17 protein-coding genes and 1 tRNA gene are annotated in these 23,733 nt (G+C 59.7%); 7 read left to right on the plus strand and 11 right to left on the minus strand.

The window, feature by feature from the left end; genetic code table 11:
• Positions 1-16 precede the first annotated feature (16 nt).
• Positions 17-2,620, plus strand: coding sequence for a DEAD/DEAH box helicase (locus L7A20_RS06470; protein WP_237222816.1), 2,604 nt, complete (start codon positions 17-19; stop codon positions 2,618-2,620).
• A gap of 210 nt (positions 2,621-2,830) precedes the next feature.
• A complete protein-coding gene (locus tag L7A20_RS06475) occupies positions 2,831-4,243 on the plus strand; it encodes an alpha/beta fold hydrolase (protein ID WP_237212025.1) in 1,413 nt (470 codons plus the stop codon).
• Positions 4,244-4,302: 59 nt separating this feature from the next.
• Here the strand turns inward: L7A20_RS06475 and L7A20_RS06480 are convergent, their stop codons facing one another.
• The 6 genes from L7A20_RS06480 to coaE all read right to left on the minus strand — a co-directional run bounded on the left by L7A20_RS06480 (position 4,303) and on the right by coaE (position 12,503).
• Positions 4,303-4,707: an SdpI family protein gene (locus L7A20_RS06480; RefSeq protein WP_237212024.1), complete on the minus strand. Its 405-nt coding sequence runs from the start codon at positions 4,705-4,707 to the stop codon at positions 4,303-4,305.
• Positions 4,708-4,908: 201 nt separating this feature from the next.
• Positions 4,909-6,105, minus strand: a complete 1,197-nt coding sequence (locus L7A20_RS06485) for a TerC family protein (protein WP_237212023.1) — start codon at positions 6,103-6,105, stop codon at positions 4,909-4,911.
• Positions 6,106-6,268: 163 nt separating this feature from the next.
• Positions 6,269-7,477, minus strand: coding sequence for an MFS transporter (locus L7A20_RS06490; RefSeq protein WP_237222817.1), 1,209 nt, complete (start codon positions 7,475-7,477; stop codon positions 6,269-6,271).
• A 91-nt stretch (positions 7,478-7,568) separates the two neighbouring features.
• A complete protein-coding gene (gene uvrB / locus L7A20_RS06495; RefSeq protein WP_237222818.1) occupies positions 7,569-9,713 on the minus strand; it encodes an excinuclease ABC subunit UvrB in 2,145 nt (714 codons plus the stop codon).
• Between the two features lie 85 nt (positions 9,714-9,798).
• Positions 9,799-11,631 (minus strand): BCCT family transporter, encoded by a 1,833-nt coding sequence (locus L7A20_RS06500; protein WP_237222819.1) that lies wholly within the window; start codon positions 11,629-11,631, stop codon positions 9,799-9,801.
• A 230-nt stretch (positions 11,632-11,861) separates the two neighbouring features.
• Positions 11,862-12,503, minus strand: coding sequence for a dephospho-CoA kinase (coaE, locus tag L7A20_RS06505; protein WP_237212020.1), 642 nt, complete (start codon positions 12,501-12,503; stop codon positions 11,862-11,864).
• A 63-nt stretch (positions 12,504-12,566) separates the two neighbouring features.
• On the opposite strand from coaE, the gene L7A20_RS06510 reads away from it, so the two are divergent.
• Positions 12,567-13,256, plus strand: a complete 690-nt coding sequence (locus L7A20_RS06510; RefSeq protein WP_237212019.1) for an IMPACT family protein — start codon at positions 12,567-12,569, stop codon at positions 13,254-13,256.
• Here the strand turns inward: L7A20_RS06510 and L7A20_RS06515 are convergent.
• From L7A20_RS06515 to polA, 3 genes are all read right to left on the minus strand, one after another.
• Complete coding sequence (locus tag L7A20_RS06515) at positions 13,253-14,773, minus strand: inorganic phosphate transporter (RefSeq protein ID WP_423816955.1); 1,521 nt, start codon at positions 14,771-14,773, stop codon at positions 13,253-13,255. The two genes, L7A20_RS06510 and L7A20_RS06515, sit on opposite strands and share 4 nt — an antisense overlap.
• A 423-nt stretch (positions 14,774-15,196) precedes the next feature.
• On the minus strand, positions 15,197-16,657 hold the full coding sequence (gene rpsA / locus L7A20_RS06520) for a 30S ribosomal protein S1 (RefSeq protein ID WP_237185579.1): 1,461 nt from the start codon (positions 16,655-16,657) through the stop codon (positions 15,197-15,199).
• Positions 16,658-16,986: 329 nt separating this feature from the next.
• Complete coding sequence (gene polA / locus L7A20_RS06525) at positions 16,987-19,806, minus strand: DNA polymerase I (RefSeq protein ID WP_237222820.1); 2,820 nt, start codon at positions 19,804-19,806, stop codon at positions 16,987-16,989.
• A 78-nt stretch (positions 19,807-19,884) separates the two neighbouring features.
• On the opposite strand from polA, the gene L7A20_RS06530 reads away from it, so the two are divergent.
• The 3 genes from L7A20_RS06530 to L7A20_RS06540 all read left to right on the plus strand — a co-directional run bounded on the left by L7A20_RS06530 (position 19,885) and on the right by L7A20_RS06540 (position 21,890).
• On the plus strand, positions 19,885-20,313 hold the full coding sequence (locus L7A20_RS06530; RefSeq protein WP_237222821.1) for a PaaI family thioesterase: 429 nt from the start codon (positions 19,885-19,887) through the stop codon (positions 20,311-20,313).
• Positions 20,314-20,429: 116 nt separating this feature from the next.
• Positions 20,430-21,698, plus strand: a complete 1,269-nt coding sequence (locus L7A20_RS06535; RefSeq protein ID WP_237222822.1) for a dicarboxylate/amino acid:cation symporter — start codon at positions 20,430-20,432, stop codon at positions 21,696-21,698.
• A 24-nt stretch (positions 21,699-21,722) separates the two neighbouring features.
• Positions 21,723-21,890 (plus strand): hypothetical protein, encoded by a 168-nt coding sequence (locus tag L7A20_RS06540; RefSeq protein ID WP_237212015.1) that lies wholly within the window; start codon positions 21,723-21,725, stop codon positions 21,888-21,890.
• 122 nt (positions 21,891-22,012) lie between these two features.
• On the opposite strand, the gene L7A20_RS06545 is transcribed toward L7A20_RS06540, so the two are convergent.
• Positions 22,013-22,627, minus strand: coding sequence for an ANTAR domain-containing response regulator (locus L7A20_RS06545; protein WP_135012073.1), 615 nt, complete (start codon positions 22,625-22,627; stop codon positions 22,013-22,015).
• A 208-nt stretch (positions 22,628-22,835) separates the two neighbouring features.
• On the opposite strand from L7A20_RS06545, the gene L7A20_RS06550 reads away from it, so the two are divergent.
• A tRNA-Leu gene (locus L7A20_RS06550) sits at positions 22,836-22,918 on the plus strand.
• A gap of 333 nt (positions 22,919-23,251) precedes the next feature.
• Here L7A20_RS06550 and L7A20_RS06555 read toward each other — a convergent pair.
• Entirely contained in the window at positions 23,252-23,434 is a 183-nt protein-coding gene (locus L7A20_RS06555; RefSeq protein ID WP_237222823.1) for a hypothetical protein, read from the minus strand.
• Positions 23,435-23,733 lie beyond the last annotated feature (299 nt).

The raw sequence follows: 23,733 nt of genomic DNA on the forward strand, positions 1-23,733 counted from the left end.
TTAAACTAGAAGAACCATGAAGATTCTTCCCTTTCTCTCCCCCTCTTTAGCCGATAACAGCAAGCCCTATTTCCGTGGCGATTTTGCCTCTAACCCGCTCACGGGCGATGAAGCCTACGAGGCCTTTCTAGCTTGGATTGAGGCTCGCGGTATGCAGCTCTACCCTGCCCAGGACGAAGCTGTGCTTGATTTGGCGGCGGGCAACAACGTCATTTTGGCGACCCCCACCGGGTCGGGCAAGTCAACCGTGGCGGTTGCGGCTCATTTTATGGGCCTGGCGTCGGGCCAGCGCTCCTACTACACTGCGCCCATTAAGGCCCTGGTGTCTGAGAAGTTCTTTGATCTCTGCGAGATTTTTGGGGCTGAGAACGTGGGCATGGTGACCGGCGATTCTTCTATTAACGCCGATGCCCCCATCGTCTGCTGCACCGCCGAGATTCTTGCCAACATTGTGCTGCGTGAGGGTGAAGGGGCTGATCTGACCCAGGTGGTCATGGATGAGTTCCATTTCTATTCTGATCCCCAGCGCGGTTGGGCTTGGCAGGCTCCTCTGCTTGACCTGCCCCAGGCCCAGTTCCTGCTCATGAGCGCGACCCTGGGCGACACCAGCCGCTTTGAACGGGAGCTGACCGAGCTAACCGGCCGCCAGACCTCCTTGGTCACCAGCGAAACCCGCCCTATCCCCCTCAACTACACCTATTCGCGTGAGCCCCTGGTTGAGAAGGTAGACGAGCTAGTGAGCACCCACCAGGCCCCGGTCTACATTGTGCATTTCTCTCAGCTTCAGGCCATTGATACAGCCGCTTCGCTCATGAGCCTGGCTATTGCGTCTAAGGAAGACAAGGAGCGTATCAACGAACTGACCGCCGGCTTCCGCTACTCGGCGGGCTTTGGTAAGCAGCTGCAGAAGTACATCAAGAACGGTATCGGCATTCACCATGCCGGCATGCTGCCCAAGTACCGCCGCCTGGTGGAGCAGCTAGCCCAAGCGGGTCTGCTCAAGGTCATTTGCGGTACCGATACGCTGGGTGTGGGTATTAACGTCCCCATCCGCACGGTGCTCGTAACTGCTCTTTCCAAGTTTGACGGGCAGCGCACCCGCCGCCTGAAGTCCCGTGAGTTCCACCAGATTGCAGGACGCGCGGGCCGAGCTGGCTTTGATACGGCCGGTTACGCGGTGGTTCAGGCCCCCGAACACGAGATTGAGAACGACCGGCTTGAGGCCAAGGCCCGGGAGAAGTTCAACGGGGACGAGAAGAAGATGGCCCAGTCGTTGCGGGGTAAAAAGAAGAAGCCCCCGCAGGGCTTTGTGGCGTGGAGCGAAAAGACCTTCGAGCAGATTATTGCCGCAGAACCCGAGCCGCTGACCTCGTCCTTCCAGATGACCCACTCCATGATGCTCAATATGCTGCAGCGTGAGGCTGACCCCTTTGAGACCGTCATGCTCTTCCTCACCGCCAACCACGAGCCGCCGATTAAGCAGCGCGCCCTCAAGCGCAAGGCGATTGGCATCTACCGGGAGCTTCTCAACGGGGGCGTGGTGGAGCGCCTGCCGGAGCCCGACGAGTTTGGCCGCACCGTGCGCCTGACCGTCTCACTGCAGGAGAACTTCGCCCTGAACCAGCCGCTCTCCCCCTTCGCGCTGGCTTCGCTGTCTCTGCTCGATAAGGAGTCGGAGTCCTACGCCCTCGATGCGGTCTCGGTGATTGAGTCCACCCTGGAAAAGCCCCGCCAGGTGCTGATTGGCCAGGAGAAGAAGGCTAAGAGTGAGGCCCTGGCCGAGATGAAGGCTGAAGGACTCGACTACAACGAGCGTATGGCTGAGCTCGACAAAATCACCTACCCACAGCCCCTGGCTGACCTGCTAGAACAGGCCTTTGAGACCTACTCGGCGGGCGCTCCCTTCATGAAGGAGTTTGAGGTAGAGCCCAAGAGCGTGGTGCGCGATATGTACGAGCGGGCCATGGGCTTTGGCGACTACATCCAGTTCTACGGGCTTGAGCGTTCCGAGGGTATTCTGCTGCGCTACCTGTCGGACGCCTACAAGGCCCTGCGCCAGACCGTGCCCCTATCTGCCCTGACCGATGAGCTCACCGACGTGATCGAGTGGCTGGGCGAGGTTATCCGCCAGACCGACTCCTCCCTGGTGGACGAGTGGGAGCGCCTGGCCGCCGGTGAAGAAGGTATCCCCGTCCAGGACTCTCTCGAAGAGCTTGTTTCCGAGTCTGCCCCCAAGGTGACGAGTAACGTCCGCGCCTTTAAGGTGATGGTGCGCAACGCGATGTTCCGCCGGGTGGAGCTCTTTGCGGACGAGCACGACCGCCTGCTGGGCGAGCTGGACGGTGAGCGCTCGGGCTGGGATGCCGACCGCTGGGCTGAGGCCATGGATGATTACTTTGAGGAGTATGAGGATATCTATACGGACGCCGAGGCCCGCTCCCCGCGCCTGATTGAGATTGACGACGACACGGCGGCCCACCCCGGGGTGTGGAAGGTTCGTCAGGTCTTTGCCGACCCCGACGATAACCACGATTTCGGGATTGTCGCCAGGGTCGACCTGGACGCCTCAGACGAGGAAGGTGCGCCGGTGGTGCTGATTGAGAGCGTGGGAGCTTTCTAGTTTCCCGATAAGGGACCAGATTCCTACCGAAGTCCTGATGGGCATGACGTACTATCGGTAGTTATCTGGTCCCTACTAGGTGGGGGTAGCGATTCTCACTTCTAAAGCGGTCACATTAGAACTTCTTACGCACCACCTCAGAGCCGGTGCGGGGAAGCTAGGGTAGCCTATCGATAGAAGAAAGACCTGATTTGCGCGCAAAGGAGCCCCATGCCTACCCACCCTCGCCTGCCCCAGCCGTCCCACCGCGTCGGCGCCACCCACACCATTGACTCCCTCAAGCTAGTAGACCACTGGTTCACTGTGCCCCTCACCCACGGGCTCATCTACGGCAAGGGCGAGGCAGCCGCCTTAGACTCCCGCTTTGCCAATCAGACCATCACTGTCTTTGCCCGCGAAGTCATCGACACCTCTAATGCCCTGACCACCCCCGTGGACGAGCGCCCCTACATGGTCTACCTGCAGGGCGGCCCCGGCGGCAAGAGCCCCCGCCCCATCTCGGAAGGCGGCTGGGTCCACGAGCTAGCCAAGACCCACCGCCTGGTTCTGCTAGACCAGCGCGGCACCGGCAATTCAACCCCGCTTTCTGCCCGCGTCATCACCGCCCAGGGCACCCCCGAGGTGCAGGCTGAGTTCTGCGAGCTCTTCCGCGCCGATTCCATCATTGCCGACGCCGAGGTCGTCCGTGAATTCCTGTTGGCAGACCGCACAGACAAGCGCTGGTCGACTATGGGCCAGAGCTTCGGCGGCTTCTTGACTCTCTCCTACCTCTCCTTTGCGCCCGAGTCCGTCAAGGATTCCCGCATGACTGCCGGGCTTGCCCCCATCCGTGCCCATGTGGACGATGTCTACCGCTCCACCCTCGACCGCATGAAGGAGCGCACCGAGGAATACTACGGCTGGTACCCCGAAGATAAGGACCTGGCCGTCCGCATCTGCGAGCACCTGGCCAAGAACGAGGAATACCTGCCCACCGGCGAGCGCCTGACCCCGCACCGCTTCCAGATGCTGGGCAATATTCTGGGGGGTAACGGCCGGGCTAGGGGCCTGCACTATGTACTGGAGTCGGCTTTTGCTGAGTCTGATAAGTGGCTCTCTGACCAGTTCCTGGCAGAGGTTAGCGCCCAGGTCAGCTTCCAGGCTGGCCCCCTCTACGGCCTGCTGCACGAGACGATTTATGCGGACGGACCCGCGCAGGAGCTGGGGGGAACCTCGCCGTCCGCTTCACCGACGAACTGGTCTGCTGCCCGCATGTACGCGGAGCGCCCGGACTTTGCCGAAGACGCCTCTCCCCTGCTTCTGACCGGTGAGCATATCTTCCCCTGGTATTACGAGGAGGACCCGGCTCTGCGTCCGCTGGCTGAGGTTGCCCAGCTGCTGGCTGAGAAGAAGGATTGGGGCCGTCTGTACGACCACGACCAGCTGACCCGCAACGAGGTGCCCCTGGTTGCAGCAGCCTACGTGCCCGATGTGTACGTGGATTACGCCCACTCAATGAAGACCGCCGAGTTCGTGGGTAATACCCGTGTGTGGACCTCTAAGACCCACCACCATGACGGTCTGGGCGCGGACGGCCCCCTGATTCTGGGCCATCTGAAGAATCTGCTGGCTGATATGCGCTAACGGAGTTTAGCTATAACAAGAAGGCCGAGGGATGCAGCTGCACCTCTCGGCCATTTTGTTTAGTGATGGGTTGGGGATGCCTGCTGGCCCTGTTCCCAGGCCCGGTGGGCGTCGTTGGCGGCGGAGGTTCCTCGCGTCATGGCAGCTACCACCATGGCGAAGGTGGGAAGAATCAGAAAGGCGAGACCAACAGGAATAACTGCGGAATTCTGAGCCATCAGCCCCAGAGCCAGGACGAGGGCCGCCCCAGCAATCTGAGCCCAGGCGCAGATTCGCAGAACTGGAGCAATCGCCCTATGGGCCGCGTACCAGGCGGCATCCGACTGCATGGTTGCTGTGGTGCGGACGCCCACCAGTCCGTTACGGCGCAAGGTACCGGCTGCACCCATGCGGGCTATCGCCAGAAAGAGCCCGCCCAGCAAGAGCAGGCAAAAGACCAGGGGTAGATACTCGGCTACAGACATGGGTGCTCCTTTTCCGGTTCAGGCGAGGGGGGTTAAGGTCAATTCTACTCAAACCTGAAATCTAGTTCTAGAGTCCCAGCCCTTATAACACCTCCACACGCAAAGACCGCTGGCCCCTTCCCTCTCGGGATGGGGCCAGCGGTCGTGAAGCCGGGGCGGGCGTCCGCGCCCCTAGTTATTGGGGCGGACGCCTACCGCACCTTAGGCAGTACGCTCGGCGTGAGCGGTGCGGGCTCGACGGACCAGGTCCTGGTACTCGTTCTCCGACTCAATCAGCTCGTCGCGGTACTTCTGCGGAATCTCACGGGATTTAGCAACCTGCTCATCCAGCTGGCGCTGAATCTCAGCGCGCTCAGCCTCAGAAGCATCGGCGGGCAGGTTCAGGTACTTCTCAGACAGGGTCTGAACACGCTGGATGGTTGCCAGAGCACGACCCTTCGGGCTGTAAAGAGAAGCCAGAACAGTGACAATCAGAACGCCTACAATAACAGTAAGTGAGAGCTCAATTCCAACTTCAACAACGTGAACCGGCTGGCCATCGTTAACAAACGGCAGCGTGTTGGAATGCAGGGCGTGCAGCAGCAGCTTAACACCGATGAAGGCCAGGATGATGGACAGACCCCAGGAGAGGTAAATCAGGCGGTCCAGCAGGCCGTCAATCAGGAAGTAGAGCTGACGCAGACCCATCAGGGAGAAGGCGGTTGCCGTGAAGACGATGTAGGCTTCCTGGGTCAGACCGAAAATCGCGGGGATAGAGTCCAGAGCGAAGAGGATGTCGGTACCACCGATTGCGACCATGACCAGCAGCATGGGGGTCATGACCTTCTTGCCGTTCTCTACGGTGAAGAGCTTGTCGCCGTCGTAGTAGTCAACGGTGTGGAACATCTTCTTGGCAAGGCGCACGACGAAGTTGTTGGCCTCGTCCTCTTCTTCCTTGTCGGTGATTTCACCCTTGATGAGGTTACCGGCGGTGTAAATTAGAACCAGACCGAAGAGGTAGAAGACCCAGCTCCAGCGCTCAATAGCGGCGGCACCCACCAGAATGAAGGCGGTACGGGCAATCATGGCAAAGATAATGCCGAAGAGTAGGACCTTCTGCTGGTCTTCGCGCGGCACACGGAAGGAGGCCATGATAATCAGGAAGACGAAGAGGTTATCAACGCTCAGGGCCTTCTCGGTGATGTAACCGCCGTAGTATTCTGCGGCGAACTGGGGGCCGTCCCAGAAGAGGATAACCAGGCCGAAGAGCAGGGCGATACCCACGTAGACGGCCGACCAAATCGCGGCTTCCTTGATGGTGGGTTCGTGCGCTTTACGCACGTGGAAGAAGAAGTCATAAGCAAGCAGTGCCAGGATGAACGCAATCGTTACACCCCACTGCAACCCAGTGATATGCATTGGGAGCCTTTCTTGTGGTTGGGGTTTGCCAAAATCCACAAGTCTCTCCCACCACCTCTGTGGGTGGTTTCCTGCCCCGGTTGGGCGCCTTCGATCAACGTGCTGACGATGCAGGAATTAGTGGGATACTCCCTTGCTCGGTCTACAACTATAACCCATCTTGTTACTTTTGAACAGACGCGCGGGCGTCCCTCAGGCCGAGCACGATGGCGCAGACCAGGAGAAGGACGGCCGCGCCCACCCAGGCTGCGGCAAAGCTGGTCGCCTGCGCGGCGGCACCGATGGCAAGAGAGCCGAGGCCGGTGCCGATGTCGAAGTGGGAGTTCCAAGCGACGGACGCCCGCTGGGTGGCGTCCGCCCCACCGGCGTCCGACAGGGCTCGCACCATGGTGACCGACTGTAGGAAGCCGTAGCCGAACCCGATCAGGGTTGCACCAGCCAGGAGGAAGATGATGGAAGGCAGGCTCGCGCCATTGACCCAGCCGACAAAGGCGACGCCCAAGGCCGTGAGGGCCAGTACCGGGGTCATGAGTAGGCGGGTGCCAAACCTGTCGGTGAGGGAGCCGCCGTAGAGACGGGTGGGGGTTGCCAGGGCACAGAGCAGGAGCAGGGCCCCGGTCGCCAGAGTGGCAGTGGGGGCAATTTCGGTGGAGAAGGTCATGAAGGCACCGCCGACGCTGGTGACCAGAGTGAGCGTTAACAGGGCAGGCCAGATGCGGGCGATAATGGTGGCTGTTGAAGTGACAGGAGCGGGTTCGTTCCCCTGCTGCCCGCTGCGCTGTTCGGCCATAAAGTGATCAACCAGTCGCCCCAACTGTAGGGCAAAGGGGGCTGCGATAGCGGCGATTGCTCCGGCCGAAATCACCGAACGGTAACCGAAGGTTTCAAGAGCCCAGGGGGCAACGGGTGTGAAGAAAAGCTGAGAACCAGCTGCCGCTAGTCCGTAGAGCCCCACTGCCCGACCACGGAATTCGACCGGAATGAGGTAGGACATAGCTGATGAGCAGCAGACAGTGACGATACCGAAGCCGATACCGCGTAGACCAGATGTAATCAGGACGTTGAGCAGGTCGGGGCTCAGCGCTTGAAGCAGGGAGGGTAGCCCCATAAAGAGAGTGCCTACAGGCAAAACGAGCGCCCAGGAGAAACGGCGGGTGAGGGCGGGGACGCTGAACTGGGTCGCTACGGTCACAGCCATGAGCACCGCGTTGGTGGCCCCTGCACCCAGAGAGCCTGCCCCGCCTGCCAGTGCCCAGGCAGGTGATGCTGGCAGGAGGATGGAGAGGCTACAGATGGTCAGCCCGAAGGTGAGCAGAATCTGGGGCATGCCTGGCATGCTGGCAACGCTGGGGCGCTCGGTTTTCTGGCTCATGGGACCTCCCGGGGTGGTTCTGACGCAAACTGCACTAGTCTACACCAATGCCACAGGCCGGTGAAGCACTGAGGAAAACTCTTCTATAGCTTTAGGCGTGCCCAGCTTCCTGCATAGCGCGTAGCTCCTTCTTCAGGTCGGCAATTTCATCGCGCAGGCGGCCCGCCAGCTCGAACTTGAGCTCTTCGGCGGCCTGCATCATCTGGGCGTGCATCTCTTCGATCAGACCCAGCAGGTCTTCGGCGGGAGCTGCCGCAAGGCCGTCCTGACGTACCCGGGCTTCTGCCTTCTTGAAGAGCTCTTCGGCTTCGGGGCTGGTCGCCGCGTACTTTGTGCCCTTCTTGACCGGAGCCAGCTTGCCCGATGCTCCCTTGCGGGTGGCAAGGAGCTCAGCGGTATCTTCAGATTCCCGTGCCAGGCTATCGGTGATATCGGCGATTTTCTTGCGCAGGGGTTGCGGATCAATGCCGTGCTCACGGTTGTAGGCCTGCTGAATTTCACGGCGGCGGTTGGTTTCGTCGATGGCAGTACGCATGGAATCGGTGATTTTATCAGCGTACATGTGTACCTGCCCGCCCACGTTACGGGCGGCTCGCCCGATGGTCTGAATCAGAGAGGTGGTGGAACGCAAGAAGCCCTGCTTATCGGCATCCAGAATTGCGACCAGGGAGACCTCGGGAAGGTCCAGGCCCTCACGCAGCAGGTTAATACCCACCAGGACATCAAAGACGCCCTGGCGTAGTTCGCTCAGCAGCTCCACTCGGCGCAGGGTATCGACATCGGAGTGTAGGTACTGCACCTTGACCCCGTGCTCCAACAGGTAGTCGGTGAGGTCTTCTGCCATACGCTTGGTCAGGGTGGTAACCAGCACACGCTCGTCGCGCTCTACGCGCAGGCGGATCTCTTCCAGAAGGTCATCGATCTGCCCCTCGGTAGGCTTGACGACGATTTCGGGGTCAACCAATCCGGTGGGGCGAATGATTTGCTCAACAACCCCGTCGGCCTGGGCCAGTTCGTATTTGCCGGGGGTCGCGGACAGGTAAACGGTCTGCCCGATACGGTCGAGGAACTCCTCCCATTTGAGGGGGCGGTTGTCCATGGCTGAGGGCAGGCGGAAGCCGTGCTCAACCAGGGTGCGCTTGCGGCTCATATCGCCCTCAAACATTGCCCCGATTTGGGGAATCGTCACGTGAGACTCATCAACGATGAGCAGAAAGTCGTCGGGGAAGTAGTCCAGTAGACAGTGCGGAGCGGTACCGCGAGCGCGTCCGTCGATATGGCTGGAGTAGTTTTCGATGCCGTTGCAAAAACCCATCTGCTCCATCATCTCTAGATCGTATTGGGTGCGCATGCGCAGGCGTTGGGCTTCAACGAGCTTGTTCTGGGATTCGAGTTCTTGCAGGCGGTCGCGCAGCTCGTCCTCGATGGAGGTAATAGCTCGGGCCATGCGTTCAGCGCCGGCAACGTAGTGGGAGGCCGGGAAGACGTACATTTCGGTTTCTTCGCGGATGACGTCGCCGGTGAGCGGGTGCAGGGTGTAGATGGCTTCGATTTCGTCGCCGAAGAATTCGATGCGAATGGCGTTTTCTTCGTACATGGGGATGATTTCGACGGTATCGCCGCGCACGCGGAAGGTGCCGCGGTGGAAGTCTAGGTCGTTGCGGGCATACTGCATGGAGACAAACCGGCGCAGCAGCTCGTCCCGGTCGATTTCTTCGCCCTGTCGCAAGGTCACCATCTGGGCAACGTATTCTTCGGGGGTGCCCAGGCCATAGATGCAGGAGACGGTAGCAACCACCACAACGTCGCGGCGGGTCAGCAGGGAGTTGGTGGCGGAGTGGCGCAGGCGTTCGACTTCTTCGTTGATGGAGGAGTCTTTTTCGATGAAGGTATCGGTCTGCGGCACGTAGGCTTCGGGCTGGTAGTAGTCGTAGTAGGAAACGAAGTACTCAACAGCGTTGTTGGGCAGTAGCTCGCGCAGTTCGTTAGCTAACTGGGCAGCCAGGGTCTTGTTTTGCACCATAACCAGGGTGGGGCGCTGGACGGCCTCAATGAGCCAGGCAGACGTTGCAGACTTACCGGTGCCGGTGGCACCCATGAGCACGATGTCTTTTTCACCGTTCTGGACGCGCTCGGTCAGCTCCGCGATTGCCTTAGGCTGGTCGCCAGCCGGCTGATACTCAGAGACAACTTCAAAAGGTGCAACGACGCGGTTAATTTCTTGGGCAAGGCTCATGCCCTCTACCCTACCGAAAAACCCCCGACAAAACTAGAACATATGTACTAGTTTCATCGGGGGCTAACAAGCGGTCGCTCAGACCTTACTTCTTCGGGTCGATATCGGTAGCGGGCAGGTCACCGGTTACCACAGCGGTGTGGGTGCCCTGCTCTTCAGCCGGCTTGGAGGCTGCCTTCTTCGCGGCGGCGTCCTCAGCAATATCTTCGGCCGTTACCACAGGAATCTGACCGGTATTGGGAACCAGACCCTCGAACTCGGGTTCGGTGCCCAGCTCGTACTCGGGGCGAATAGTGACCTCTTCAATCGACGAGAAGTCTTCCTGAGCACGGCGGTGGTATTCCTCGATGGGGATAACCTGCTTCCACTGGCGGGTGCGCATGGGAGGCAGTTCACCGGCGTCCTCGCGCAGGGCGCGCACCAGCATCCACATCTGCATGAAGCCGATAAGCCAGACAGGGAAGCCGATCACAATAATGACGTTCTGCAGGGCGGTCAGACCGTTATCGCCTGCTGCTACCAGGATGGAAGCCGATACAACGCCGATGGAGGCAGCCCAGAAAATACCCTGCTTCTTGGGGGCCGGGTCCTCATGACCGTTAGCAATCGCGTCCATGACCAGGGCTGCTGAGTCAATGGAGGTGATGAAGAAGATGGTAATCACCACGAGGGTCACCGCAGCGACCAGCTGGTAGAGCGGGAAGTGGCCCAGGAACTCGAAGAGGGCAGCGGGAATGTCGCCTTCTTCCACTACGGTCTGCACCAGGGTTCCGTTTTCATTGCGCTCGATATTGAAAGCGCTCAGGCCAAAGACACCAACCCACATCAGGGTAAAGGTGGTAGGGGCAGCCAGCACGCCGACAACAAACTGACGGATGGTGCGGCCCTGAGAAATCTTGGCAATAAAGAGGCCAACAAAGGGCGCCCAGGTCACGGTCCAAGCCCAGTAGAAGACCGTCCAGGAGCCAATCCAACCGGTATCTGCAAAGGCGTCGTTGAAGAGCATCATCACGGGCAGCTTCTGCAGGAAGTAGCCGGCTGACTCGATGGTGCCCAGGGTGACGAAGCGGGTTGCGCCGGTCATCAGGATGAAGATCATCAGGGAAATAACCAGCAGAATGTTGATGTAGGACAGGCGCTTAACGCCCTTATCCATACCCATCAGCACCGAGGTAATACCGGCGGCAGTAATCACAGCAACGATAGCGGCCTGAATCCAGCCACCCAGGGGCACACCGTACATGATGCCCATACCCGAGTTGATCTGCAGAGCGCCCAGACCCACCGAAACCGCAATACCGAAAACGGTAGAAACGATGGCAACCGAGTCAATGGTCTTACCGATAGGGCCGTGGATGCGCTCGCCCAGCAGGGGCTGGAAGATGGATGAGACGCGCGGGGGCAGCTTGCGCTTGTAGGTAAAGTATCCGAAAGCCAGGGCGGGAATAGTGAGAATAATCCAGACGCCCAGGCCGATGTGCCAGTTAGCAATAGCGAGTGCTTCGAGAGCCGCGTGATCCGACTGGGGCTCTACCCCGTCGTAGGGCGGGTTGGCGTAGTGGGTGATGGGCTCTGCCGCGCCCCAGAAGAGCAGGACGGCGCCAACACCAGCTGCGAAGAGCATACCGAACCAGGCAAGGCCGGAGTACTCGGGTTCAGCGTCGTCATCACCGATTTTGATGCGGCCAAAGCGGCTCATCGCCATGTAAATCAGGAAGAAAAAGAAGATGGCGATACCCAGGGTGTAGACCCAGCCCAGGTAGGTGATGATGAAGTCAGAGATGACGCCGATGCCGTCTGACATGGCCGTTGGGAAGATCATCATCAGCATGGTGAAGACGATGATAAAGAGTGCAGATGAGAAGAAAATGACGGGGTTGGTTCGCAGCCCCAGTCTGTCGTGTAGCTTGTTCAGCACAGGATTATCCCGGTGGAAGTACGTGTGTGACCGTGCGGGCCCCTTGCATCCACCGCCCGCACAGCGGCTGCCCGGTCTCTGGGCAACGTATCAATAATAAGAGGGCTTGGGGTTGTTTTCCAGGGGAGATAAGCCTACTTGATTTTTACGCTTTCCCCTGTTCTCACCTATTTACGCTGGTCACAACCGGCTTTTTTAGACCAAAAGTTCAAATACTCTTTGCTAAAAATTTATTCATGTAACGAACCGGCTGTGATTTTGGCAAAGACCTCGCGCACCTGCGCAGCAGTGCGCTCTAAACTTCCCGAATTATCAATGACCCAGGTGGCAATAGCCCGGCGCTGCTCGTCACTGGCCTGCACAGCAATGCGGGCGCGGGCGTCCGCCTCACTCATACCGCGCACCTCAACCAGGCGGCGTAGCCGCTCCTGGCGCTGCGCCTCAACCACAATCACCGCATCAAAGTCTGCCGCCTGACCGGTCTCGGCCAGCAGGGGGATATCCTCAACAATGACGGCGCCCTCCCCCAGCTTCTGCACCGCCACCTCACGCTGCCGCGCAGCTTCAGCCCGCACCGCCGGGTGCACGATGGCGTTCAGGCGGGCACGGGCAGACTCGTCCGCAAAGACCTGGGACGCCAGGGCAGCCCGGTCAAGCTCCCCGGTAGGGGTCAAAATACCCTCACCAAAGGCGCGGACGGTCTCAGCCAACACCGCCCGACCCGGCTCCATCAGCTGACGGGAGATAGCGTCGGCGTCGATCAGCACGGCCCCGCACTCCACCAGTATCTTCGCCACCGTCGACTTACCCGACCCGATACCGCCGGTCAGACCAATTCTCGCAACCACAGGCGTCCTTTCGTCTCTAAGCATCGGGTACGGTACCCGCTCCCACCAGCCTACGCGCCCCACCGACCGCACACTAGAATAGACACCATGACTGATGAAACCCGCGCCAACCGCTACACCGTGCTCGCCACCCGCACCGAGACCCGGCACCTGCTAGAAATCAAGCGCAGCGAGTTCATCGGCTATGTTCAGCGCGTGGAAACTGAAGAAGAAGCCCGCGCTTTTATTGAGTCCAAGCGCAAGGCCTACCACGATGCCCGCCATGTCTGCTCTGCTTTTATCATCGGGGCAGACCGGCAGACCCAGCGCTCCAACGACGACGGCGAGCCCGCAGGTACCGCTGGGATTCCCATGCTCCAGGCCCTGCTGGCCCGCCGCACCGAAGGGCGCAACGGCGAAACCACCGACCTCTCCGATATCTGCGCTGTGGTGGTGCGCTATTTCGGTGGCATCAAGCTGGGTGCCGGTGGGCTGGTGCGTGCCTATACGGACGCGGTGGTCGCCACCCTAGACGCCGCTCCCCTGGTGCCCCGCGAGCGCCTGCGACTGGGAACCGTTACCGCCTCCCACGCCGAAGCAGGACGCTTCGAGAACGACCTGCGTGCGCTGGGCTACACGGTACTGGGTACAGATTACACAGCCAGCGGCGCCCACATCACCCTGGGCGTTTTTGATGATGCCGCAACCCGCGCCCAAACAGAAACGGCCCTGGCCGAGCTGACAGCCGGCGCAGGGCACATTTCGTGGGGTGAAACCCAGTGGGTTGATTTAGCCTAGAAGATTGCTGAAATAGCCAGCACACCTACCGAGCCGATAGCGGCTGAGATGGGCAGGGTGATGATCCAGGCAAGGGCGATGGGTCGCATGAGCTTCCAGTTAGCTGAGCGGTTGACGATACCGACGCCCAGCACCGCACCGATCAGGATGTGAGTGGACGAAACGGGCAGACCCAGAACAGACGCAGCCATGACCACACCGGCAGCGGCCAGCTCAGCGGCAAAGCCCGATGAGGGGTGCATCTTGGTCAGGCCGTGACCGACGGTAGCAATCACGTTACGACCCACAAACCAAAGACCCACGATGAGGGCGATACCGAAGGCCACCAGAGCGGGCATAGGCACGACGGCCTCGTCGCCAATGGCACCGGTCTTGAGCACATCAAGAATTGCCACGAAGGGGCCGATAGCGTTGGCGATATCGTTGGCACCGTGGCTAAAGGCGAAGGCAGCTGCGGTGAAGACCTGCAACCAGGCAAAGATGGTAAAGGTGGCGCGGGAGAGTTCCTGCTTCTGCAGGCTGCGGGCAAAGACGGAAACACTCACCCAGGCGATAGCCGCAACCATCACCATAATCATGACGTTACCCATAGTTGAGATACCCAGCTCCAGGTTATCCAGACCCTTGAAGAGCAGCATGGCTGCAATCAGAGCCGCACCAAAGGCAGCCAGGATAGGCACATAAACCTCAAGTGCCCGGTGGGAGTCAGCGCGCTTAGCCTTCTGGTCAAGCTTGTGCACCTGGCGGTAGTACTCGCTCTCGGGGGCCGCGGGGTCAAGCTTCTTGAGCTTGAACTTCTTCTTGCGCAGCATAGCGTTGGAGTAGGCGTCCTGCTGCAGGTCGGTGATGCGCTGGAAACCGTCGTGCGGGGTGTGGGCTGCGCGTTCTTCTTCCTGGTGCTTCTTGATTTCGAGCATGGCCGCATCGACCTTCTCGTTGTAGCCCAGGATGTACTTCTTGATGAAGCCAAAGAGAACCCAGGCGAACAGACCGCCCAGGAGCGGTGAAAGAACCCAAGAAATGGCAATCTGGCCGATCTTGCTCCACTGCACCATGTCCATGCCGCCGGTGCCGGTGGTGAAGCCGATGGTCAGGGCCGCACCCACGATACCGCCGATGATGGAGTGGGTGGTAGAGACGGGCCAGCCCATCTTGGTGGCGACCAGCAGCCAGATAGCTGCGCCCAGAAGGGCTGCCATCATGATGTAGACGAACTGCATGGGGTCCAGGTCGATAGCACCCAGGTCGACGATGCCTGAACGCACGGTGTCGGTCACCGAACCGCCAGCGATCACAGCGCCCGATACCTCGAAGACAGCCGCGATGAGCAGGGCCTGCTTGATGGTCAGGGTACCCGCGCCCACGGAGGTTCCGAAGGAGTTCGCTACGTCGTTACCGCCGATGTTGAAGGCCATGAAGAGACCCAGGAGGACGGCTGCGATAAGGACGAGGGTGCGAGCTGACTGGTCGACGTAGTTGAGGGACCAGAGTGTAAAGAGTGTCAGTGAGACAGCCATGAGGCCGCCGAAGGCGAGGTGCCACCATTTGTCGGTGGTGTCTCGTTGCAACGCGGGGGTTGCGAGATGTGAACCCGAATTCGCGCTGGAATCCACGAGTCCCCCTTTGAGGTTGTGTTCATACGGTCTTAAGGCAAAATTTGAGCCCTGTTAATAGTCTGGGGAAAAGGTTAACGCAAGGTTAACTAACCCTAGCCTGAGCATGAACTATAGGTATGAGTCTGGCCCTACTCCTAGCCTCCTCAAAATTATCGGGGAAAGCTGAAGGGCCCCTCCCACCCGAAGGTGGAAGGGGCCCTTGATTGCTGTGACTAATTCAGAGAATTAGTTACCGGTCAGCTTCTTGCGGGGATGGAAGCGAAGATTCCGAGCGCGCGAGGAAATAAATCTTCGCTGGAATCGGAACTCCGCTTCCTTCACCTACTAGTTGCCGGTCAGCTTCTTGCGGAGTTCCGCAAGTGCCTCATCGGAAGCCAGGGTGCCGGTTTCGGCAGGCTTCTCGGATGAGTATGAGGTGGGTGCAGCTTCGGCGGGAGCGGACGCGGGGGCAGCAGCTGCTGCTTCTGCGTCGGCTTCGAGAGCCTTAGCAACCTGTACCTTGTGAGCTTCCCAGCGAGCCTGGGCGTCAGCGTACTGCTGCTCCCATGCTGCACGCTGGGTTTCGAAGCCTTCGAGCCATTCGTTGGTCTCGGGGTCGAAGCCCTCGGGGTACTTGTAGTTGCCTTCTTCGTCGTACTCTGCAGCCATGCCGTAGAGAGCGGGGTCGAACTCGGTGGACTCGGGGTCTACACCTTCGTTGGCCTGCTTCAGTGACAGGGAGATGCGGCGACGGTCGAGATCGATGTCGATAACCTTGACGAACAGTTCGTCACCGACGGAGACAACCTGCTCTGCCAGGTCCACGTGGCGAACGGCGAGTTCGGAGATGTGGACGAGGCCTTCGATGCCGTCTTCAACGCGAACGAATGCGCCGAAGGGTACGAGCTTGGTGACCTTACCGGGTACAACCTGACCCAGTGCGTGGGTGCGAGCGAATGCCTGCCAGGGATCTTCCTGGGTAGCCTTCAGTGACAGTGAGACGCGCTCACGGTCGTGATCAACTTCGAGGACCTCAACGGTGACTTCGTCGCCAACTTCGACAACCTCTGAGGGGTGATCGATGTGCTTCCAGGAGAGCTCGGATACGTGGACGAGACCGTCAACGCCGCCGAGGTCAACGAAGGCACCGAAGTTAACGATGGAGGAGACAACGCCGGTACGAACCTGGCCCTTTTCGAGCTGGTTGAGGAAGGTTGAGCGGACCTCTGACTGGGTCTGCTCGAGCCATGCACGGCGTGACAGAACAACGTTGTTGCGGTTCTTGTCGAGCTCGATGATCTTGGCTTCGATTTCCTGGCCGATGTAGGGTGCCAGGTCGCGGACGCGACGCATTTCGACGAGTGAAGCGGGGAGGAAGCCACGCAGGCCGATGTCGAGGATAAGACCACCCTTGACGACCTCGATGACGGTACCGGTAACGACGCCGTCTTCTTCCTTGACCTTCTCGATGTCGCCCCAGGCGCGCTCGTACTGTGCGCGCTTCTTGGAGAGAATCAGGCGGCCTTCCTTGTCTTCCTTGGTGAGGACAAGAGCTTCAACGGTGTCACCAACAGAAACAACTTCGTCGGGATCTACGTCGTGCTTGATGGAAAGTTCACGTGAGGGGATGACGCCTTCGGTCTTGTAGCCGATGTCGAGCAGTACCTCGTCGTGGTCAACCTTGACAACTTCGCCTGAAACGAGATCGCCGTCGTTGAAGTACTTGATGGTTGCGTCGACTGCTGCGAGGAATTCTTCTTCGTTGCCGATGTCGTTGATTGCAACCTGGGGAACGTTGGTGCTCATAGAGAGTAGGGCTCCAATATGGATAGTTTTCTAGGTCAATACAGGCAGGGCCTTACTGGGTCCCGCGGTGTAGCTTGTGGCTGTGGGCGGGGTAAGGTCCGCATGGTTCTCTGTATTGAGCGTTGATACGGACAATATGATGTGCGGGTGCGGCGCACGCCAAAGCGGGCACTGTACACGCACAGATTCAAGTCTAGGGCGCGTGCGGGTGCCGGTCAATGGTTTGGTGGGCGTTTTCACCGCGTGTTCACGGGAAAGTGGGGTGATGTTGGTCTTAACCCGCGCCCGGGTGTGTTGCACCGGCGTCCGCGCACCTTTTGCCCGCCCTGCTAGTGCCCTGCCTCGTGCCAGGAGCGGCCCCAGCCGACCTGGACGTCCAGGGGGACACGCAGGGAGGCTGCCCCACTCATTTCTTCAACCAGGATTGCCTCGGCGAGCTTTTCTTCACCTGCGGCAACTTCGAGGATCAATTCGTCGTGTACCTGCAGGAGCATGCGGCTGGCGAGGTTTTCGCGGCGAAGGCGCTCGTCGATGTTGATCATGGCGATTTTGATGATGTCGGCGGCCGTGCCCTGAATGGGTGAGTTGAGGGCTGCGCGTTCGGCGGCTTCACGGCGCTGACGGTTGGACGAGGCCAAGTCGGGCAGGGCGCGGCGACGGCCAAACATGGTTTCGGTATAGCCGGTCTTGTGGGCTTCACGCACGATAGAGCGCAGGAACCTACCGACCTTGCCGAAGCGCTGGAAGTAGTTGGCGCGCAGGCTGGTAGCTTCGTCCACGCTGATACCCAGCTGCTTAGAGAGCCCAAAGGGTGAGAGGCCGTAGGCAAGTCCGTAGCTCATGGCCTTGACCTTTGAACGCATCTCGGGGGTTACGTCTTCGGGTGCTACGCCGAAAACTTCTGAGCCGACGAAGCGGTGTAGGTCCTCCCCCGCCTGATAGGCGGCAATGAGGTCTTCATCGTCCGACAGGTGCACCATGATGCGCATTTCGATCTGGGAGTAGTCGGCGGTCAGCAGGGTGGTGTAGTCGGTGCCGTCAACCGGTTCGGGGGCCACGACAAAAGCGTCGCGGATCTTGCGGCCTTCTTCGGTGCGAATCGGGATGTTCTGCAGGTTGGGGTCGGTTGAGGAGAGGCGACCGGTAGCTGCGACGTTCTGCTGGTAGGTGGTGTGGATGCGGCCGTCTGCGGCGGTTGCCTTGCCCAGCCCCTCAACGGTCTGCTTGAGCTTGGTGTAGTCGCGGTAGGTTTGCAGCTCACCCAGGAAGGAGGCCCCCTGGCTCTCGGGGTCTACCTGACCGAGAATTCCCGCGAGCGAGTCGGCGTCGGTGGAGTAGCCGCTCTTGAGCTTGCGGGTGGTCGGCAGGCCCAGCTCGTCGAAGAGGACGCCCTGCAGCTGCTTGGGGGACGAAAGATTGACCTCGTGACCCAGAATCTCGTAGGCCGCTTCGGTGGCGCGGGTGACGTGTTCGCCGTAGTAGCCCTTGAGTTCCGAGATGGCGCTGGCGTCGATTGCTACACCGGCAATTTCCATGCGGGCCAGGGCGGACGCAGCCGGCAACTCAATTTCTTCATAGAGGCCGAGCTGGTTTTTGGCAACCAGGTCAAGGTGTAGGGCGTAGGCCAGTTCTTGTACGTGGCGGGCAGCAAGGGCCTGATAGTCGGTATCAACGGCAGGTTCGAGCGAGAAGAGCTCCCCCTGGTCTTCCTGTTCAGGGGCGGCCGGGTAGGTCTGCCCCAGGTAGTCGCGGGTGAGGTCTTCGAGCATCTCGCGGTGACCGCGGCGGCGGGCGGTGGGGATGAAGCCACAGACGTAGGAAGAGAGTACCGGATCTTCGATGACGCCCGCTAGGGGCAGGTCGTAGGCGGCTAGCGACTTAAAGTTCTGCTTAACATCGAAGGTGATTTTGGGGGTGGACGCGTCCCCCAGCCAGTCACGCAGAGCCGCGCGGACGCCGTCCGCCTGCTTCTCAACATCAAGGTAGGCTGCGCGGGCACCGGCAACCAGCATGAGGCCGTACAGGGCCTGGCCGTGGGCCAGCCCCTTTTCACCGGCCTGCTCATCAACCACAGGCCAGAGGGTGATGGCCTGCGCCAGGCGTTCAGGTACTTCGGCCGACCGTTCAACCGCCGCGAGCGCTTCGGGGGCAGCCGCCAGGAAGGCGGTGAGGTCGTCCGCGCTGGTGATGGTCTCAACCGTTTCAATATCAATCTCAACCGCAGGTGTAGCTTGCTGCATGCCCTCAAAGAGCTCAGCGACGCGCTTGCGAATAGAATTGAACTCCAGGTAATCAAAGAGCTCTTCAAGCTCCTCAGCGTTAGGGCCGTAGCCCTCAGCATCATCGAGGGTTACCGGCAGGTCAAGGTCGTCCACCAGGCGGTTGAGGCGGCGATTGCGCAGCACGTCGTCGATATGCTCGCGCAGGGCCTCCCCCTTCTTACCCTTAATCTTCTCAGCATTGTCCAGCACACCCTTGAGATCACCGTATTCGTTAATCCACTTGGCAGCAAAGCCAGGGCCCACACCGGGCACGCCCGGCAGGTTGTCCGCCTGCTCACCAGTGAGGGCAGCAAGATCAGGATAAAGGTGAGGTGCAACCTTATACTTTTCCTCGACGGCAGCCGGGGTCATGTAGCGGATACCCTTGGTAGGGCCGGTCGTGACCGGGTACAGCACAGTAACGGTATCGGTCACCAGCTGGAAGGCATCGCGGTCACCCGACACAATCTGCACCTCAAAGCCAGCCTCCCGCCCCTGGCGGGTGTAGGTTGCGACAATATCGTCAGCCTCATAGCGCGGCAGGGTCACCGAAGGAATGTTCAGGGCCGCCAGGGCCTTCTGAATCAGCTCAATCTGACCAAAGAACTCCTGTGGGGTTTCATTACGCCCACCCTTATACTCACCGTATTCCTCGGTGCGGAAGGTTCCGCCAGAGAGGTCAAAGGCCACAATAATGTGGCTGGGCTGCTCATTTTTAATCAGAGAAATCAGGGTTGAGAGGAAGCCATGGACCGCGTTGGTGTGCTGGCCCTCAGCATTCACGAAGACATCCACCGGGGTGCCGTAGAAAGAACGGAACGCCAGGGAATGCCCGTCAATGAGCATGAGCTTACCGGGTGCAGGTGCAGAAGTTTCAGGTCTAGTCATCACGCCTACCATCCTACCGCCTGCCCCTGCCCTACGATTGAAGGCAGACAATCTCCCCTTATTTTCTAAGGAGCACCCATGACCGAGACCCGGGAGCAGGACGCCCGCTACCAGCAGATACTTGAACGGCTAGGCGCGGGGGCCCTGGCGCAGAAGCTGGGCATCACGATTCTCGAAGCCTCCCCCGAACTGACCGTCGCTACCATGCCGGTGGAGGGCAACACCCAACCGGTGGGCCTGCTTCACGGCGGTGCCTCTGCCGCCCTGGCAGAAACCCTGGGGTCTATCTCTGCCTTTCTTTCGGTGGCGGAGCAGAAGAAGGCTGCTGTGGGCGTTGACTTGAACATCACCCACCTGCGCTCGGTTCGTTCCGGAACCGTCACCGCGACCTGCCGGGCGATCAAGCTGGGCCGCACCGTCTGCGTCCACGCCATTGATATCACCGACGATGCGGGCAAACTCATCGCTACCGCCCGCATCACCAACAACATCATTAACCTGCCCTAGCGATTTACTCTAACCCCGGCGCCCGCCCCTTAACTCAGGGCGCCCCTGGCGGCGTCCTGATAAACTGACACAGTCCGTGCAAACGCACACAAGACCACACAACACCAAGGAACCCCATGAAGAAGATTCCTCTGCTCGTGTGGATTATCGTCGCAATCATCGGCGGTATCCTCATCGGTGCCTTCACCCCCGGCCTTATCTCCGGCATCAACGATGCCCTGGGAACCTCCATTCCCACCGACTTCGTCGTCCAGCTCTTCGTCTCCTTCTCCACTATTTTTAGTGCCTTCTTGAGCTTCGCGATTCCGCTGATCATCATCGGCTTCATCGTGCCCGGTATCGGCTCACTGGCTAAGGGCGCTGGCAAGCTGCTGGGCACCACCGTGGGGCTGGCCTACACCTCCTCCATCGCAGCGGGCTTCCTTGCCGTGACCGTGGCCCACTTCATTTACCCCATCATCCTCAAGGGCCAGCAGCTCACTGCCTTCGAGAACCCTGAAGAAGCCCTCTCTGCCGGCTACCTGGAATTCACTCTTGACCCCATCATGTCGGTCATGAGCGCCCTGATTCTGGCCTTCATCATGGGCCTGGGCATCACCGCCCTGAACAGCAAGAACATGCTGAACCTCTTCCAGGACTTCCAGACCATCATCGAAAAGCTCCTGGGCTACGTCATCATCCCCCTGCTGCCCGTCCACATCGTGGGTGTCTTTGCCAACATGACCATGGCCGGCCAGGTCGGCCAGATTCTTGCGGTCTTCGGCAAGGTCTTCATCATGGTCATCATCCTGCACTGGGTCATGCTGGCTATCCAGTACACCGTCGCCGGCACCGTCTCCAAGCGCAACCCCATCACCATGCTGCGCGGCATGCTGCCCGCCTACTTCACCGCAATCGGCACCCAGTCATCAGCCGCCACCATCCCCGTGACCGTGGCGTCCGCTAAGAACGTGGGTATCAAGGGCAAGATCGTGGACTTCGCAATCCCCCTCTGCGCCACCATCCATCTCTCCGGCTCCATGATTACCATTACCTCCTGCGCGGTTGCCGTGGTGTACATGACCAGCGGCTCCCTCAGCTTCACCGCCATGATCCCCGTGGTTCTGGTTCTGGGCCTCATGATGGTTGCAGCCCCCGGCGTGCCCGGCGGCGCAGTGATGACCGCTATCGGCCTGCTCCAGTCCATGCTGGGCTTCGATGAATCCATGATTGCCCTGATGATCGCCCTTTACCTGGCCCAGGACTCCTTTGGCACCGCCACCAACGTCACCGGCGACGCCGCTATCGCCTCACTCACTGAGCGCGTGGCTAAGGCCTTCGGCGCGGACGAGGACGACCTGCCCGAGGCCGACGAGCGCGACGGCAGCCTGGCAGCAGCCCACTAACCTCCAGTTCACGAAAGGCCCACCATGACCGCACGCCGCAAACTCATCGGCAATATCTTCCTGGTACTGACCCTCATCTTCACGGTGACAGCTCTGAGCCAGGGCGGCCTCTGGTGGGCCGCTGTGACTATCAGCGCCGCCATTACCCTCTGGGGAATCGGAACTAGGAGCGACCACAAGGACGCCCTCTAGCACCACGAAGCAGGGGCGGACGCCTACCCCACCGGCAGGCGTCTGCCCCCTTCTTTTGATACACCAAAGCCCGCTCCAGCAATACGCTGGGGCGGGCTTTGTTACAGGCTAGGGGTGCTACCCTACTGAACCTGCTTGACGATGGTTTCGGCGACCTCGCGCATGGAGAGGCGGCGGTCCATGGAGGTCTTCTGAATCCAGCGGAAGGCCTCGGGCTCGCTCAGGCCCATCTTGGTCATCAGCAGGGACTTAGCGCGGTCAACCAGCTTGCGGGTCTCGAACTGTTCCTTGATGCTGGTGACTTCGTCCTGAAGGGCACGAATCTGCTCGTAGCGGCTAATTGCCACCTCGATGGCGGGAATCAGGTCGTTGGGGGTGAAGGGCTTAACCACGTAGGCCATGGCGCCTGCTTCGGTGGCGCGGTCTACCAGCTCTTTCTGGCTGAAGGCGGTGAGCAGGACGACCGGGGCCAGCTGCTGCTCGCTAATCTGACCCGCTGCTTCGATGCCGTCCATAATAGGCATATTGACGTCCATGAGGACCAGGTCGGGGCGGTGCTCTTCGGCCAGCTCTACAGCCTTTTTACCGTTGTCGGTTTCGGCAATGACGTTAAAGCCCTGGTCTTTGAGGATTTCGACGATGTCGAGGCGAATCAGCGCCTCGTCTTCAGCGACGACGACGGTGCGTGCGGGCTGCTGATCGTGGTTCTCGGGCTCCTGGGTGGTCTGCTCTGACATACCCTGCTCCTTAGGTCGTTTCAGCGTTTAGTTGAGGTTCGCTATCTATTTTCGCACGCGCACAACCTTGTGGGCGTGCATGCAACGGGTGACGGTGCGTACCCTCTTCGGTTCCTATCTTAGTCGGGGGCGGGCCCTTTCTTCCAGGGTGAGGGCCGATTGGCTTTTAGCGGGCAAAAACGTGTATTGTAGAAGAGCTTTCGCACTTGCCCAAGTGGCGGAATTGGCAGACGCGCCGCACTCAAAATGCGGTTCTTCGGAGTGTGGGTTCGAGTCCCACCTTGGGCACCATGAGACGCCTCGTCAGAGCGATACAAACCCTCTCCCGTTGACAGGAGAGGGTTTTTTGTTGACGCGAGGGCCCTACTCGCGCTGAAAATCTAGAAATCATCCCGTTACAGTCAGGCTGGCGATTCCTATTTAGCTCCGTTTTTAGTTGCGGGGCGCCCTACGCCATGCTTTTCCCGATAGGTTTTATCCCAGTCTTCAGCAGTACCTGGAAGCCAGCACTCACGCCCTCCAACGGAGATAAAGTCAGCCGGCGGTAGCTCACCTCGTTTGTATAGCCCTTGCTTAGTAAGACCTAGGAAGGTGGCTAGCTCGATGGTGCTGACGATGACGGTCTTAGCCATTTCGACTGCCTGCTTTTAGATGCAGTGCCAAAGTTGCCGCGTTAGCTGCTGCCAGCACACCCCAGAGAATTGCCATGCCGGAGTTACCCTGACCTATCTGCATGATGACCAGTGTTACTGATAGCACCAGAATGGCTACATTGAGAGCTATCAGTGTTTTTCTATTCTGCTTCATAGTGTTTCCTTTCTGCCTTTCCTATCCTTGCTATTGTGGCGCAAGATGAGGGCTATCCCCCGCAGCACTAGCGCCAGGACAAAGAGCCCGATTGCAATCCCGCAGAGAATCGGGTGTCGAGGGTAAAGCCAGATGGCTACGACCAGTGCAAAGGTATAGAAAATAGTTCCATAGAGGCTTATTCAAAAGTCCCACCCGCAGCCAAAAACACCAACCCCCGCACCACCGAAAACACCCGCCCATACAACCCCAACGGCCGCCTAAACCCCGTGTGAAGAATCCGCCAAGTCTTGATATGA

The sequence above is a fragment of the Rothia nasimurium genome (assembly GCF_928381415.1).
GTDB classification, from domain to species: Bacteria; Actinomycetota; Actinomycetes; order Actinomycetales; family Micrococcaceae; genus Rothia; species Rothia nasimurium_H.